This is a genomic window from Serratia sp. CY74737, assembly GCF_052166775.1.
In the GTDB taxonomy this organism is placed as follows: domain Bacteria; phylum Pseudomonadota; class Gammaproteobacteria; order Enterobacterales; family Enterobacteriaceae; genus Serratia; species Serratia ureilytica.
Window position 1 is genome coordinate 49086 of record NZ_JBJNOF010000019.1, and the last position, 12967, is coordinate 62052.

The window sequence follows — 12967 nt, forward strand, 5'->3', positions numbered from 1 at the left end:
TTCGACATTAAGAAGGTAGAGTTATGAAAGCATTACATTTTGGCGCAGGGAATATCGGCCGTGGTTTTATCGGCAAGCTGCTGGCGGACGCGGGGATTGAGGTGACCTTCGCCGACGTCAATCAAACGGTGCTGGATCTGCTGAACAGCCGAAAAAGCTACTCGGTGCACGTGGTGGGCGAGCAAGAGCGCGTGGAGCGCGTCAACAACGTCAGCGCCGTCAACAGCGGCAGCGAGGCTGCGGCGGCGCTGATCGCCGAGGCGGATCTGGTGACCACCGCCGTTGGTCCGCAAATTCTCGCCAAAATCGCCGGCACGATCGCCAAAGGGCTGGTGCTGCGCCATCAGCAGGGCAATGTGCAGCCGCTGAACATCATCGCCTGCGAGAACATGGTGCGCGGCACCAGCCAGCTGAAGCAGCACGTGTTCGCCGCGCTGCCGCAGGACGAGCAGGCATGGGTTGAACAGCACGTCGGCTTCGTCGATTCGGCGGTCGACCGCATTGTGCCGCCGGCGGACAGCAGCGATCCGCTGGAAGTGACGGTGGAAACCTTCAGCGAATGGATCGTCGATCAGACGCAGTTTAAAGGCCAGCCTCCGGCGATCGCCGGCATGGAACTGACCGACAACCTGATGGCGTTCGTCGAGCGCAAGCTGTTCACCCTTAACACCGGCCACGCCATCACCGCCTACCTCGGCCAACGGGCCGGGCTGCAAACCATTCGCGACGCCATTCTCGAGCCGGCGATCCGCCGCGTGGTGAAAGGGGCGATGGAAGAGAGCGGCGCGGTGCTGATCAAGCGTTACGGCTTCGACGCCGACAAGCATGCCGCCTACATCAACAAAATCCTCGGCCGCTTTGAAAATCCGTATCTGCACGACGACGTCGAGCGCGTAGGGCGCCAGCCGCTGCGCAAACTGAGCGCCGGCGATCGCCTGATCAAACCGCTGCTGGGCACGCTGGAATACGGCCTGCCGCATGCCAACCTGATCCAGGGCATCGCCGCCGCCATGAGCTACCGCAGCGAACAGGATCCGCAGGCGCAGGAACTGGCGGAACTGCTGAACACGCTCGGGCCGAAAGCCGCGCTGGCGCAAATTTCCGGCCTGCCGGCGGAAAGCGAGGTTGTAGAAGAGGCCGTTGCTGTGTATAACGCCATGCACAAGTAGAATCGTGATGATGAACACCCGAGCGCAGCTTGCTGCGCTCCTGGAACCCGAGTTCGGCATCGACGGCCCTCCCCACGCCTTTCGAAAAGCGACGATGGAAGAAGCACAGGCATTTGAAAACCAGGTTCTGGAAAAGCTGAACGCGGGCAAAACGGTGCGCAGCTTCCTGATCGCGGCGGTAGAGCTGCTGGCGGAAGCGCTCAACGTGCTGGTGGTGCAGGTATTCCGCAAGGACGACTACGCGGTGAAATACGCCGTCGAACCGCTATTGTCCGGCAGCGGCCCGCTAGGGGAGCTGTCGGTGCGCCTGAAGCTGATGTACGGGCTGGGGGTGATTTCCCGCCACGAATATGAAGATGCCGAGCTGCTGATGGCGATGCGCGAAGAGCTGAACCACGACGGTTCGGAATACCGCTTCGTCGACGACGAAATCCTCGGGCCGTTCGGCGAGCTGCACTGCGTGGCCGCGCTGCCGCCGGTGCCGACCTTCCTGCAGCCGGGCGAGGCGGATGAAGCGCTGATCGCCATGCAGCGCCAGCGCTATCAGCAGATGGTGCGCTCCACCATGGTGTTGTCCATTACCGACCTGATCGCCGGCATCGGCGCCAAACAACCTTCCCGACTTTCTCCTCTCGGCCGCGGCTAAGCGAAGGCCGCGCGCCATTCGTCGAACAGCAACCACAGTGCGGTGGCGGCCATCAGCCCGGACATCACGCCGTTGAAGGCGCGCAGTTTCCAGGTGACCCGCAGCGCGTTGCGCAACCGGTCGCCCAACACCGCCCACAGCAGCACGCACGGCAAGTTCAGCAGCGCGAAACCGGCGATGATAGACAGCGTATGGACGAAAGTGGCGCCTTCGCGCGGGGTGAACAGGATCGCCACGTTGATCACCATCAGCCAGGCCTTTGGGTTGACCGCCTGAAACAGCGCGCCGCTGAGCAGGCTCATCGGCTGCGCCTGTTCTTTGGCGTCCGGCGAGGCCGCCTGAAACAGCTTCCATGACAGCCACAGCAGATAGGCGCAGCCGATCGCCGCCAGCGGCAGGCGGATGACGCCGGCCCAGCTCAGCGCCAGCGCCAGCAGCGGGATAATGATCGCCAGCTGTACCGCACAACCGACGCAGATGCCGAACAGCATCGGCAGGGTGCGGCGCAGGCCGAAGTTAACGCCCGACGAGGCCAGCAGCAGGTTGTTGGGGCCGGGGGTGATCGACATGACGGTGACGTAGCTGACAAAGGCGGAGTCCAGCATGGCAGGTTCCTTGAACGTGAAAATGACGGTAATAACGAGAGGATCAGCATAATCGCTGCGATGGGATGGTGACAGAATCAAAAATCGGATATTGTCATGGTTACAGTTGTATGAAATGTAAACTGTACCCATTGCCTGGAGAGAAACTGTGACCTTGCTCGATGAAACCCCGGATACCCGTTACCTGCAGCTGGCGGATACGCTGGCCGAAGCCATTCGCCGCGGCACGCTGCAGCCCGGCGACCGCTTGCCTTCGGTGCGGCGCTGTGCGCAAACCCATCGCGTCAGCATCAATACCGTGGTGTCGGCTTACCGCACGCTGGAGGATCGCGGGCTGATCGAAGCGCGGCCGCAGTCGGGGTTTTATGTCCGCAGCACGCTGCCGGCGCTGAAGATGGCCTCGGCGCCCAGCGGCCGCATCGAGCCGCCGGCGGACGACGTGCTGGCGTTGATCGATACGGTGTTCGCCGCCCAGCAGAATCCGGCCTTCACCAACATTGCGCTGGCCTGCCCGCAGACCAGCGATTTCTATCCCGGCGGCAAACTGGGGCGCATGCTGTCTTCCCAACTGCGCCGCCAGCCGGGTCTGATCGGACAATATCCGTTGCCGCCCGGCAGCCTGCGGCTGCGTCAGCAGATCGCCCGCCGCTCAATGACGCTCGGCATGCTGTTGGAGCCGGGCGACGTGGTGTTGACCCACGGCTGCATGGAGGCGCTGCAGCTGGCGCTGCGCGTCACCACCAAACCGGGCGACTGCGTCGGGCTGGAGTCGCCGACCTACTTTTATCTGCTGCCGCTGCTGGCCAGCCTGGGGCTGAAAGCGCTGGAAATCCCTACCGATCCCCAGCTGGGGCTGTCGCTGGACGCGCTGGAGCTGCTGCTGAACGAGAAGCGGCTGAATGCGGTGATCGCCATGCCGACGGTGCAAAACCCGCTGGGTTGCACCATGCCGCTGGCGGCGAAAAAGCGGCTGGCGCGGCTGATGAACGATCATCAGGTGCCGTTGATTGAAGATGGGCTGTATGCCGAGATCCAGTTCGGCGGCGCGCTGTCGCCGGCGGTGAAGGCGTTCGATCGCGACGGCTGGGTGCTGTTTTGCTCCAGCTTCACCAAAACGCTGGCGCCGGATTTTCGCGTCGGCTGGATCTGCGGCGGCCGTTTTCACGAGGCGTTGCGCAAGCTGAAGGCGGTGTCGTCGATGTCCGAGTCGCAGCTGCTGTCGGAAACGCTGGCGACCTTCCTGGAGAGCGGCGGCTACGATCACCATTTGCGCAACCTGCGCAAGCGCTATGCGGCGCAGGTCGACGAGGCGAGGGCGCTGATCGCCCGGCATTTCCCGCGCGGCACGCTGGCCACGCAGCCGGCGGGCGGCTTCGTGTTCTGGGTCGAATTCCCCCCCGGCGTGGACAGCGTGGCGCTGTTCCATCAGCTGCTGGAGGAGCAGATCTGTTTGACGCCGGGCACCCTGTATTCCCCGAGCGGGCGCTACCGCAACGCGCTGCGGCTCTCCTGCTGCTACCCGTTCAACGCGCGCTACACCCAGGCGCTGGCTCGGCTCGGCGCCAGGGCCTGCGAGATGAGCGGCCTGCCGCCCGGCATTGCACAGGACGGGTAACGGCGCGCGCCTTTTGCTACAATGCCGGTATCATTGATTAGCGTGCCATTTTGGGCACAACGGGCAATAGACCATGAAAGAGAAAGAAAAGGCAGAGATCAAGCGCCTGAGCGACCTGCTGGACGCCTTGAACCACAAAGACGCCACCGTGATCCAACAGGGCAACCCTGAGTTGATCGCGCAGCACACCAAAGAGAAAGAGAAGCTGGCGACGGAGATCGAGCGCCTGAAAAACGTGCGCGGCGAGAAGCTGAGCGCCGAAGCGCAGAAGCTGAGCCAGCTGCCGTTCAGCCGCGAGATCACCAAGAAAGAGCAGGCCGATATGGGCGCGCTGAAGAAAAGCGCGCGCGGGCTGATTGTGGTGCACCCGATGACCGCGCTGGGCCGCGAGATGGGCCTGAAAGCGGTCACCGGCTACGCCAAGAAAGCGTTCTGAATCCCCGGGCGTCAGACCTTGGTGGTGAAATACGCCTTGGTCTGATAGGGCACGGTGACCGTGTCCTTGCCCCGCAGTTCCTCTTCTTCCTCCACCAGTTGGCGCAACCGATCGATAACCTGCTCCTGTTGCGGCTGCGGCAGCGCGGCGATAAAGCTGGTTGAACGCACGCGGTTGTAGATCACGTCCTCCACCGCGCCGCGGTGGCCGAGCATAAACACCTGCTCCTGCAGCGGTTCAAAGCCTTTGAACGGGAAGAGTTTGCGCCATTCGCCGGTATAGAAACGCGGCGCATCGCCTTCGTGGCTATCGACGATCTGATTCAGTTTACGCACCCAACCGACGCGCGCATCGCGCATGTTCCACACCAGGCCGAGTTTGCCGCCGGGCTTGAGAATGCGCTGGATTTCCGCCAGCGCCTGCGGCGTGGCGAACCAGTGGAAGGACTGGGCGCACACCACGGCATCCACCGACTCGTCCGGTAGCGGGATCGCGTCGGCGGTGCCCGCCAGCGTTTTCACCTGCGGCAGCGCCGCCGACAGTTTTTCCAGCATTTGCGGCACCGGTTCGACGGCGATCACCTGCGCGCCGGTTTCCAGCAGGCGCGGGGTGAACTTGCCGGTGCCGGCGCCGAGATCGATGACCGTCATGCCGGCGTGCAGGCCGATGACGTCACGCAGCCAGGCGGCGATTTCCGGCGGGTAATCCGGCCGGCCTTTCACATAGCGATCGGCATTGGCCTGATAGCCCTCGGCGGCGGCGTGATGAATCGAATGGGTCGGGGTGGTCATATACCTGGCTCCTGGCTGAAAAAACGTGCGGCTACAGTATAGGCGGAAGAAAAGGGTTAACGCGGCATTCGCCGCACGTTTTTCATTTTTCCGCCCGCGCTTTCAATGGCCGAGCAGGCGGCGGTTGAAATCCTCAAGGCGCCCTTCGGCGAGCCGAGTGAGCATGGTCTTGCTCCAGCTGGCGGAGAGGCCGGCCACCGCCAACAGGCGGCGATACTGTTCCGCATCGAACGGCATGTGCCAGGCGATGGCGATGGCTTCGGCCACCGACACATCGCTGTTGCGCGCCGCCAGCGCCAGCGGACGATCGCCGCTGACCGCGCCCGGCGACACCACCCGATACAGCCAGCCGCAGCGGCCGCTTTGCTGCATCAGCACCGAAATGTCCTCGATGGCGAAGTGATAATTGAGCTTGAAGCACGGCGAGCGCGGCTGGGTGACCTGGATCAGCGCCTCGCCCCAGCGGAAGATGTCGCCCATAAACACATTGTGTTCGGTCAGCCCTTCGGTGGAGATATTCTCGCCGAAGGCCGGGGCGCAAAATTGCTCGGCCTGCGCCGGAAACTGCTCGCGCCAGTGGGCATAATGCTCGCGCGGGTAGTGGCACAGCGCGCGGTCCGGCCCGCCGTGGTAGCTTTTTTCGGCCTGTTCGTCGCCTTCCAGGCCGAGCGGCGTGAGCCGGATGGCGCCATCCACCTGGCGTTTGGCGATGGCGCTGGGGCGCCCGCCTTCATAGGGTTGGATGCTGCCGATGTAAACGTCTGGGTGATGCATGTGCGCCTCCGTGTCTCGCGTTGAGGGCTCAGCATAGCCTGAGTTGTTCTCGTACACTACCCGGCATTTACCTGTACGGAAGGATGTGTTTTTCCTGTCTATATTTAGGCTTTTATCGTCGAGAAAAAACCATGCGTTTCATTGTATTGAGGCATGCGGAGTCAGAATGGAACCGCTCGGGGATTATTCAGGGGCGAAGTGACAGTCCGCTGACAGAAGAGGGGCGACGTCAAATCGCTGGGCTTGGCGCTCGCTTGCAAATGTTATCGGTCACTTTGTTGATCAGTTCACCGGCTGGTCGGGCTTTTACGACAGCGGAGACGTTGGCTGAGAGATGTGGCTGCACTGTGCAAATGGATGAGCGTTTGCAGGAGCAAGATTTTGGCCGACTGGAAGGATTATCTTATGCGCAGGCCATGCGCGATTATCCAGAAGCGACGCAGTGCCTCTTTGCCGGTAAGGCAGAGGCGTCGGCTCCGGGAGGGGAGAATGCTTATGAGGTTGCCTGGCGCCTGATGGCTTGTCTGTCCGATCTGGCTGTCGATGGACAAAATCAAACGCTTGGTGTTGTTACGCACGGCCATGCTCTGCAGGCACTGATTTGGTGGCTTAAAGGGGCCGACCCGCAGGAGGACCTCCGCAGATACGGTCATCGCAATTGCGGCTACGCAATGCTTGATGCGACCGCCTCTGGTTTTAACTTGTTGAATTGGGGAGTCGCGACCCACCTGTTGCCACAAAGATAGGGCGAGGAACGGATATTCCTCGCCTGAGGGCGTCAGAAGGTGGTCCAGTTCTCTTCCGCTGCGGCGTTGGCGGCCGCGGGTTTTACGGCCGGCGCTTTCGGCGCAGCGGCTTTCACTGCGGCGGGTTCGGTCTGCTCCGCCAAACGGAACACCGAAACGCTCTGCAACAGCATGTCGGCCTGCTCTTCCAGCGAATCGGCGGCGGCGGCGGACTCTTCCACCAGCGCGGCGTTTTGCTGAGTGGTATGGTCCATTTCGACGATCGCCTGGCCAATCTGGGCGATGCCGCGCGTCTGTTCATCGGAGGCGGCGGCGATCTCGGCCATGATGTCGCGCACGTGGGTAACCGAGCGGACGATCTGCTCCATGGTATTGCCGGTGCTTTCCACCAGTTCGGTGCCGGTTTTCACCCGGCTGACCGATTCGGCGATCAGCCCTTCGATCTCCTTCGCCGCCTGGGCGCTGCGGCTCGCCAGGCTGCGCACTTCGCTGGCGACCACCGAGAAGCCGCGTCCCTGTTCGCCGGCGCGCGCCGCTTCCACCGCGGCGTTGAGCGCCAGGATGTTGGTCTGGAAGGCAATACCGTTGATCAGGGTGGTAATTTCGGCGATACGCTGCGAACTGCTGGAAATATCGCGCATGGTGCTGACCACGTTCTCCACCAGCTTGCCGCCCTGCTGCGCGGTCTGCGAGGCGTCGGTGGCCAGCTGATTGGCGTGATGGGCGTTGTCGGCGTTCTGTTTCACTGTGGCGGTCAGCTGTTCCATGCTGGCGGCGGTTTCCTCGACCGCCGCCGCCTGCTGCTCGGTGCGGGAAGAGAGATCGGTGTTGCCAGCGGCGATTTCCGCGGAAGCGGTGGAGACCTGGCTGACCCCCATCTGGATCTTCTCAATCATGGTGCGCAGATTTTGGCTCATCGCCGCCACCGCGTTCAGCAACTGCCCCAACTCATCGCGGCGGGTGCTGGTCTGCGCCTGGCGCAGATCGCCGCCGGCGATGCGTTCCGCCATCGCCAGCGTGCTTTGCAGCGGACGGGTGATCTGCAGCGTGATGCGCCAGGCGATAAGCACTCCGGCGATAATCGCGATCAGGGTAGTGATGCCCATCTGCAGCTGCGCCAGGTTGATGTTGCTGCGCGTCTGCGCCAGTTCGTCCTGCATAAAGGCGTTCACCAGCGTGCCGATCTCATGCGCGCGTTCACCGAGCTGTCGGCTGATCTGCTGCTCGTGCTCATAGGCCGGCAGGTAGGCAGCGATGCGGTTTTTGTAATCGTCCAGGGCGGCCAGCAGCGGTTGCAGCTGCGGGCGCTGCGCGTCGCTGACCCGGCGGCTCAAGGCGTTGGCCGCGTCGCGCGCGTCGTCGATGGCCGCCATCAGCGGCGCTTCGGTTTCCTTGTTCAGGCTCAGCAGCAGACCGCGCGCGCCGTAGCGCACCTGGGTCAGCTTCTGGTTCAGCTGGATGAAGGCCAACTGCAGATCGCCGTTGGTGAGCTGGCGCTCCACCTGGCTCAGGCTGGCCTGCACTTCCGACATGTTCCAGCTCTGGCGCACCGCGTCTTTCGCCGAGACCGCCTGCTCAAAGATTTTTTGCTGTTGCTGATATTCCCCAATCAGCGTCACCAGACGCTGCAGATCCTTGCGGCTTTGGGCGTCCCAGTCCAACGCCTGGCCCTGGTCTATCAGTTTGACGGCGTTATCGATATTGGCGCGGTTGTTCTGCAGATACTCCGGCTGGTAGGTCTGGCCGTACATGGCGCGGTTGTATTTGGCCTGGTTGATCTCCTCGTTCAGCCGGTTGCTGAAGTCGATGCGATCGGCGCGGGATTCGATGATGTGCAGGTATTGCGCCCCGGTGCCGGCGATGACGACCGCCAACAGCAGCAACAGCGCGAAGCCGAGGCCGAGCTTTTTACCTACGGTGAGATGGGTGAACTTTCCTGCCAATGCTTGCAATGCCGCCATAGCGTTTTTCCTTCTCCGGGCGAACGTCAATTGAACAAACCATCGGCAAGAAGTGGTCAAACTTTAGCGGATTTCAGGCAAAAAAATACCCGCCGGTGGCGGGCATCTTCATCAACGGGGGCGAATTACTTCTTCGCGGCGAAGCGTGCGGCCGCTTCGTCCCAGTTGACCACGTTCCAGAACGCCTTGATGTAGTCAGGGCGTTTGTTCTGATATTTCAGGTAGTAAGCGTGTTCCCACACGTCCAGACCGATGATTGGGAAACCGGAAGCGCCGGCGACGGCTTCGCCCATCAGCGGGCTGTCCTGGTTAGCGGTAGACACCACGGCCAGTTTGCCGTCTTTCAGCACCAGCCAGGCCCAACCGGAACCGAAGCGGGTGGCTGCGGCTTTCTCGAACTCTTCCTGGAATTTCTCAACGCTGCCGAAATCGCGCTCGATGGCCGCTTTCAGATCGCCGCCCAGCGTGGTGCCGGTTTTCAGGTTTTTCCAGAAGAAGCTGTGGTTGGCGTGGCCGCCGGCGTTGTTGCGCATGAAAGTGCGTTTGTCGGCAGGCACTTTATCCAGATCCTGGATCAGCTCTTCAACGCTGTATTTGGCCAGCTCAGGGTAGGCTTCCAGCACGGTGTTGGCGTTGTTGACGTAGGTCTGATGGTGTTTGGTGTGATGGATTTCCATCGTCTGCTTGTCGAAATGCGGTTCCAGTGCGTCGTAAGCGTACGGCAGGGATGGCAGTGAATAACTCATAATCATCATCTCCAGTGGTGTATGGGCGGCGCAAAGGGCGAGCACCGCGTAAGCAGTCGGATCATTATAGTTAATTAAATGATATTGAAAATGATTATCAATGCCCTGCTGACTGTGTGGTTAATGAACAAGTCGCTGCGTTAACATACTGATAGAAAAGAGGCCTTGAGCGCCTCTTCATGCCTTGGCGCCGATGCGTTGGTTACTCTCTATACTGTAGAGAGCGCCGAGCCTGCTGCGACGCCGAAATGTATCGAAATGTGCCAATGCGTTCACTGAATGAGCACGAGTGTGTAACAACCACAAGCACGCTGTGGTAATATCGCCGCGTCGCGTATCAGCATAACAACAGTGACATTAGCGCTCCGCCGTTTTGGCGAGGAGCGCCATTTGAACAATGTGACAATCGAGAGTAAAGGAGACCCCCATGCAGGTCAGCAGAAGGCAGTTCTTTAAGATCTGCGCTGGCGGTATGGCAGGAACGACGGTGGCCGCGCTGGGCTTTGCCCCCGAAGTGGCGTTGGCGGAAACCCGGCAGTACAAACTGCTGCGCGCCCGCGAGACCCGTAATACCTGTACGTATTGTTCCGTCGGCTGTGGGCTGTTGATGTACAGCCTTGGTGATGGCGCCAAAAACGCCAAAGAAAGCATTTTCCATATCGAAGGGGATCCGGATCACCCGGTAAACCGCGGCGCGCTTTGCCCGAAAGGCGCCGGCCTGGTTGACTTTATCCACAGCGAAAGCCGCCTCAAGTACCCGGAATACCGGGCGCCGGGGTCGGACAAATGGCAGCGCATCAGCTGGGACGACGCCTTTACCCGCATCGCCAAGCTGGTGAAAGAAGACCGTGACGCCAACTTCATCCAAACCAACGACCAGGGCGTTACCGTCAACCGTTGGCTGACCACCGGCATGCTGTGCGCCTCGGCCGCCAGCAACGAAACCGGTTTTCTGTCGCAAAAATTTAGTCGCGCTCTCGGCATGCTTGCCGTAGACAACCAGGCGCGTGTCTGACACGGACCAACGGTAGCAAGTCTTGCTCCAACATTTGGTCGCGGTGCGATGACCAACCACTGGGTTGATATCAAGAACGCGAATTTGATTATCGTCATGGGCGGTAATGCGGCGGAAGCGCATCCGGTGGGGTTCCGCTGGGCGATGGAAGCCAAAATACACAACAATGCCAAGCTGATCGTGATCGATCCGCGCTTTACCCGAACCGCATCGGTGGCGGACTTCTACACGCCGATCCGCTCCGGGACCGACATCGCTTTCCTGTCGGGCGTGTTGCTGTATCTGATGACCAACAACAAGTTTAACCGCGAGTACGTCGAGGCCTACACCAACGCCAGCCTGCTGGTGCGGGAAGACTTTGCCTTCGAAGACGGCTTGTTCAGCGGCTACGACGCGGAAAACCGCAAGTACGACAAAACCACCTGGAACTACCAGTTCGACGAGAACGGCTTCGCCAAGCGCGACGTCACGTTGCAGGATCCACGCTGCGTGTGGAACCTGCTGAAGCAGCACGTGAGCCGCTACACGCCTGACGTGGTGACCAACATCTGCGGCACGCCGAAGGACGATTTCCTCAAGGTGTGCGAATACATCGCCGAAACCTGCGTCGCGGATAAGACCGCTTCGTTCCTGTACGCCCTGGGCTGGACTCAGCACTCGGTCGGCGCGCAGAACATCCGCACCATGGCGATGATCCAGCTGCTGCTCGGCAACATGGGCATGGCGGGCGGCGGCGTCAACGCGCTGCGCGGCCACTCCAACATCCAGGGGCTGACCGATCTCGGCCTGCTGTCGCAGAGCCTGCCGGGCTACCTGACGCTGCCGTCGGAGAAACAGACCGATCTCGAGACCTACCTGAAGGCCAACACGCCGAAGGCGCTGCTGCCGGGCCAGGTGAACTACTGGGGCAACTACCCGAAATTCTTCGTCAGCATGATGAAGACCTTCTACGGCGACAAGGCGCAGAAGGACAACAGCTGGGGCTTTGACTGGTTGCCGAAGTGGGACAAGGGCTACGACGTGCTGCAGTACTTCGAGATGATGGCGCAGGGCAAGGTCAACGGCTACTTCTGCCAGGGCTTTAACCCGGTGGCGTCGTTCCCGAACAAAAACAAGGTAGTGGCTTCGCTGTCCAAGCTGAAGTTCCTGGTGACCATCGATCCGTTGAACACCGAGACCTCCAACTTCTGGCAGAACCACGGCGAGTTCAACGAGGTGGATTCCTCGCAGATCCAGACCGAAGTGTTCCGCCTGCCGTCCACCTGCTTCGCCGAAGAGAACGGCTCGATCGTCAACTCCGGCCGCTGGCTGCAATGGCACTGGAAAGGCGCGGACGCCCCGGGTGAAGCGCTGAACGACGGCGAGATCCTGGCGGGCATCTTCAGCCGCCTGCGCGAGATGTATGCGCGCGACGGCGGCGCGGTGCCGGAACAGGTGCTGAACATGCGCTGGGACTACCTGACGCCGGACAATCCGGCGCCGGAAGAGGTGGCGCAGGAGAACAACGGTAAGGCGCTGGCGGATCTGCTGGATGCCGACGGCAAAGTGGTGGTGAAAAAAGGCGAGCTGCTCAGCTCGTTCGCGCAGCTGCGAGACGACGGCACCACCGCCAGCGGTTGCTGGATCTTCGCCGGCAGCTGGACGCCGGCCGGCAACCAGATGGCGCGGCGCGATAACGCCGATCCGTCCGGCCTCGGCAACACGCTGGGCTGGGCCTGGGCATGGCCGCTCAACCGCCGCATTCTGTACAACCGCGCCTCGGCGGATCCGCAGGGTAAACCGTGGGATCCGAAACGCCAGCTGCTGGAGTGGGACGGCGCCAAGTGGGTCGGGGCCGATATCCCGGACTACAGCACCGCCGCGCCGGGCAGCGATGTCGGGCCGTTCATCATGCAGCCGGAAGGCATGGGCCGCCTGTTCGCCACCGACAAAATGGCGGAAGGGCCGTTCCCTGAACACTACGAGCCGTTCGAAACGCCGCTCGGCACCAACCCGCTGCACCCGAACGTGGTGTCCAACCCGGCGGCGCGCGTGTTCAAGGACGATCTGGCGGCGATGGGCAAATCCGACAAGTTCCCTTACGTCGGCACCACCTATCGTCTGACCGAGCACTTCCACTACTGGACCAAGCACGCGCGGCTGAACGCCATCGCCCAGCCGGAACAGTTCGTGGAGATCGGCGAAAAGCTGGCGGAGAAGAAGGGCATCAAGCAGGGCGATACCGTGAAGGTCAGTTCCAACCGCGGCTACATCAAGGCCAAGGCGGTGGTGACCAAGCGAATTCGTACGCTGCAGGTGCACGGCCAGGAAGTCGACACCATCGGCATCCCGATTCACTGGGGTTACGAAGGGGTGGCGAAGAAAGGCTTTATCGCCAACACGCTGACGCCGTTCGTCGGCGACGCCAATACGCAAACGCCGGAGTTCAAGGCGTTCCTGGTCAACGTGGAAAAGGTGTAACGG

The 12967-nt window shown here is 61.6% G+C and carries 11 protein-coding genes; 6 read left to right on the forward strand and 5 right to left on the reverse strand.

What is annotated here, in order from left to right; genetic code table 11:
* Positions 1-23 precede the first annotated feature (23 nt).
* Positions 24-1169 carry a mannitol-1-phosphate 5-dehydrogenase gene (locus tag ACJ8PE_RS22645; protein ID WP_099782492.1) on the forward strand — a complete coding sequence of 382 codons (1146 nt, stop codon included), beginning with the start codon at positions 24-26 and terminating at the stop codon, positions 1167-1169.
* Between the two features lie 94 nt (positions 1170-1263).
* Positions 1264-1815 (forward strand): MltR family transcriptional regulator, encoded by a 552-nt coding sequence (locus ACJ8PE_RS22650; protein ID WP_016929575.1) that lies wholly within the window; start codon positions 1264-1266, stop codon positions 1813-1815.
* On the opposite strand, the gene ACJ8PE_RS22655 is transcribed toward ACJ8PE_RS22650, so the two are convergent.
* Complete coding sequence (locus ACJ8PE_RS22655) at positions 1812-2420, reverse strand: LysE family translocator (protein WP_096242701.1); 609 nt, start codon at positions 2418-2420, stop codon at positions 1812-1814. The two genes, ACJ8PE_RS22650 and ACJ8PE_RS22655, sit on opposite strands and share 4 nt — an antisense overlap.
* A 148-nt stretch (positions 2421-2568) precedes the next feature.
* On the opposite strand from ACJ8PE_RS22655, the gene ACJ8PE_RS22660 reads away from it, so the two are divergent.
* Entirely contained in the window at positions 2569-4035 is a 1467-nt protein-coding gene (locus ACJ8PE_RS22660) for an aminotransferase-like domain-containing protein (protein WP_033652304.1), read from the forward strand.
* A 73-nt stretch (positions 4036-4108) separates the two neighbouring features.
* Entirely contained in the window at positions 4109-4471 is a 363-nt protein-coding gene (locus ACJ8PE_RS22665; protein ID WP_021504152.1) for a YibL family ribosome-associated protein, read from the forward strand.
* A gap of 11 nt (positions 4472-4482) precedes the next feature.
* Here the strand turns inward: ACJ8PE_RS22665 and ACJ8PE_RS22670 are convergent, their stop codons facing one another.
* Both ACJ8PE_RS22670 and yiiM read right to left on the reverse strand, forming a co-directional pair.
* Entirely contained in the window at positions 4483-5262 is a 780-nt protein-coding gene (locus tag ACJ8PE_RS22670) for a class I SAM-dependent methyltransferase (RefSeq protein ID WP_047025984.1), read from the reverse strand.
* A gap of 102 nt (positions 5263-5364) precedes the next feature.
* On the reverse strand, positions 5365-6036 hold the full coding sequence (gene yiiM / locus ACJ8PE_RS22675; protein ID WP_033645117.1) for a 6-hydroxyaminopurine reductase: 672 nt from the start codon (positions 6034-6036) through the stop codon (positions 5365-5367).
* A 131-nt stretch (positions 6037-6167) separates the two neighbouring features.
* Between yiiM and ACJ8PE_RS22680 the strand changes: the two genes are divergently transcribed.
* Positions 6168-6782 (forward strand): histidine phosphatase family protein, encoded by a 615-nt coding sequence (locus ACJ8PE_RS22680; RefSeq protein WP_031299772.1) that lies wholly within the window; start codon positions 6168-6170, stop codon positions 6780-6782.
* Between the two features lie 32 nt (positions 6783-6814).
* Here the strand turns inward: ACJ8PE_RS22680 and ACJ8PE_RS22685 are convergent, their stop codons facing one another.
* Both ACJ8PE_RS22685 and sodA read right to left on the reverse strand, forming a co-directional pair.
* Positions 6815-8743: a methyl-accepting chemotaxis protein gene (locus ACJ8PE_RS22685; RefSeq protein ID WP_047025983.1), complete on the reverse strand. Its 1929-nt coding sequence runs from the start codon at positions 8741-8743 to the stop codon at positions 6815-6817.
* A gap of 125 nt (positions 8744-8868) precedes the next feature.
* Positions 8869-9489 carry a superoxide dismutase [Mn] gene (gene sodA / locus ACJ8PE_RS22690; RefSeq protein WP_004934003.1) on the reverse strand — a complete coding sequence of 207 codons (621 nt, stop codon included), beginning with the start codon at positions 9487-9489 and terminating at the stop codon, positions 8869-8871.
* A 427-nt stretch (positions 9490-9916) separates the two neighbouring features.
* On the opposite strand from sodA, the gene fdnG reads away from it, so the two are divergent.
* Entirely contained in the window at positions 9917-12964 is a 3048-nt protein-coding gene (gene fdnG, locus ACJ8PE_RS22695) for a formate dehydrogenase-N subunit alpha (RefSeq protein WP_197792991.1), read from the forward strand.
* The last annotated feature ends 3 nt before the right edge of the window (positions 12965-12967 follow it).

What these genes read in the sequence shown, in the direction of transcription:
- ACJ8PE_RS22665 (WP_021504152.1), top strand. Translation starts at nt 4,109, where the DNA reads ATGAAAGAGAAAGAAAAGGCAGAGATCAAGCGCCTGAGCGACCTGCTG.
- ACJ8PE_RS22670 (WP_047025984.1), bottom strand. Translation starts at nt 5,262, where the DNA reads ATGACCACCCCGACCCATTCGATTCATCACGCCGCCGCCGAGGGCTAT.
- sodA (WP_004934003.1), bottom strand. Translation starts at nt 9,489, where the DNA reads ATGAGTTATTCACTGCCATCCCTGCCGTACGCTTACGACGCACTGGAA.
- ACJ8PE_RS22645 (WP_099782492.1), top strand. Translation starts at nt 24, where the DNA reads ATGAAAGCATTACATTTTGGCGCAGGGAATATCGGCCGTGGTTTTATC.
- ACJ8PE_RS22650 (WP_016929575.1), top strand. Translation starts at nt 1,264, where the DNA reads ATGGAAGAAGCACAGGCATTTGAAAACCAGGTTCTGGAAAAGCTGAAC.
- ACJ8PE_RS22680 (WP_031299772.1), top strand. Translation starts at nt 6,168, where the DNA reads ATGCGTTTCATTGTATTGAGGCATGCGGAGTCAGAATGGAACCGCTCG.
- ACJ8PE_RS22685 (WP_047025983.1), bottom strand. Translation starts at nt 8,743, where the DNA reads ATGGCGGCATTGCAAGCATTGGCAGGAAAGTTCACCCATCTCACCGTA.
- yiiM (WP_033645117.1), bottom strand. Translation starts at nt 6,036, where the DNA reads ATGCATCACCCAGACGTTTACATCGGCAGCATCCAACCCTATGAAGGC.
- ACJ8PE_RS22655 (WP_096242701.1), bottom strand. Translation starts at nt 2,420, where the DNA reads ATGCTGGACTCCGCCTTTGTCAGCTACGTCACCGTCATGTCGATCACC.